This is a genomic window from Sulfurimonas sp. (assembly GCF_014859695.1).
Lineage (GTDB): Bacteria > Campylobacterota > Campylobacteria > Campylobacterales > Sulfurimonadaceae > Sulfurimonas.
Genome location: NZ_JACUTS010000172.1, coordinates 1 through 1,660, shown reverse-complemented (window position 1 = coordinate 1,660; position 1,660 = coordinate 1). Strand labels below are relative to the sequence as shown.

The following is a 1,660-nucleotide window of genomic DNA, read 5'->3' as shown; positions in this document are numbered from 1 at the left end:
TCATCTGCGTATACTCTTCAAAATCTCCAAACATACGCTTGAGCGTGCTCTCCAAGAACGAGCCCCCTGCCCCTGACGTGCTCTCGCTCCCAACCTCTTCATGATCGCTTGCAATAAAGAGCATCGGTTTATCTTCGCCGATGCTGCAGATGGAGAGCATCCCGACGTAACAGCTAAGCAGATTGTCTATCCTTGCACTTGCAATAAACTCACTATTTAAACCCACAAACGAGGCTTTTTGTGTATCATAAAAACTAAGCTCGTTCGCATAAAGCTCCACTGCGTCATCTACGCCGCTTGACTTTAACTGCTCTTTTAAAAAGAGCTCAAAACTGAACTCTTCAGACGTAGACAATATGGGCGTTATGTCAGTTTGGGCATTTACGCTTTTTTTCTCATTTACCTCACGATCGAGATGAATAGCAAGAGAGGGGATGATCGCTATCGGTTTTTGGGCATCTATGAGTGCGTCTTTTATGATATTTTTTGCATCGAGATAGCTCACTCTCCCCGCCAAAGAGAGATCTCTGTCAAACCAAGTGTTCAGCAGAACTCCGCCGTAAGGCTCAACTCCAAACTTTACGACTCCATGCTCTTTTATAACAGGTTTTGGTTTTAGCTTTAGGTTTGGCGAATCCGTGTGAGCACCGACCATAACGTACTCTTTAGAGCCCGGATATGTAAAAGCTATGATAGATGAGTCGTTGCGGGTGACGTAATATCTCTCGCCTTTTTTCAGAGACCACTTCTCTACTTCACTAAGCTTTACAAAGCCGGCGTTCTCAAACATTCCGGCCATATTCTGCGTTGCGTGGAACGGTGTCGGCGAAGCGTCTAAAAAGCCAAGTAAACCCTCGTTAAAATCATCTTTTGTCATCATTGCAATTCCTAGTTAAATCTATAATTTTTTTCTGATTATACAAAAATATCTTCAATTCTACTCAAACTCTATACCGCCTGAGAGTTTTTTGGGCGCTTTTATGCGAAGCTGTTTGTGGATGCTCTCACGCCCGTAAACCACCTCTATATCGGATGAGCTTACGCCAAACTCTTTTGCCAGAAACGAGACCATATAGTCCGTTGCCCGTCCGTTTTGGGGTTGTGCTTTTACGCTCACCTTTAGCTGATTGCCCTTTGGTTTAAGTATGACATCTTTTTTTGCCATAGGCGTGCCGAGTATATTTAGCACCAAAACGTCGCCGTCCCACTCGTAAAAACCGTGTTCAAGGTCTTGCGCTCTCATCTAAAAAAACAGCCAGAGCAGAAGTGCTATGCCAATGGCAAGATTTAAGAAGCTCATGCCATCTTCAAAAAGCATCACTAAAAGTTCGTAATACTGCGTAGAAAAAAAGTTCTGAGGCTCCAAGAGCTGATTTTTCGCAAACTCTGTAATATCCGCTCCCCAGATGTAGGCGATAAACTCAGGAACTAAAAAAAAGAGAATAACCCCGCCGATACCCCATAAGTTTTTCTCAGGCTTCATTGACTCAAGCGCTTTTTTAGTATTTGGGTTTTTTGCTATTGCTTGTGCTTTTTCTTTTAGTTTTTGTCTCATTTATCTTTTCTCTCTTAACATATAAAGATTTTTTTTGCTCCCATGCTCCTGAGACTGTGAAAGAACTAACTTCTCACTAGTCTCATTTTTAGATATGCATTAATT

At 42.4% G+C, this 1,660-nt stretch carries 3 protein-coding genes; all 3 read right to left on the bottom strand.

Translation table 11 applies throughout. The features are described from left to right. The coding region (locus IBX42_RS12445) for a M18 family aminopeptidase (protein ID WP_294933249.1) at positions 1-880 on the bottom strand (880 nt) is incomplete at its 3' end. Between the two features lie 57 nt (positions 881-937). Beyond that, positions 938-1,243, bottom strand: coding sequence for a DUF167 family protein (locus IBX42_RS12440; protein WP_137012380.1), 306 nt, complete (start codon positions 1,241-1,243; stop codon positions 938-940). Further along, positions 1,244-1,555 (bottom strand): hypothetical protein, encoded by a 312-nt coding sequence (locus IBX42_RS12435; RefSeq protein ID WP_294933248.1) that lies wholly within the window; start codon positions 1,553-1,555, stop codon positions 1,244-1,246. Between the last annotated feature and the right edge of the window lie 105 nt (positions 1,556-1,660).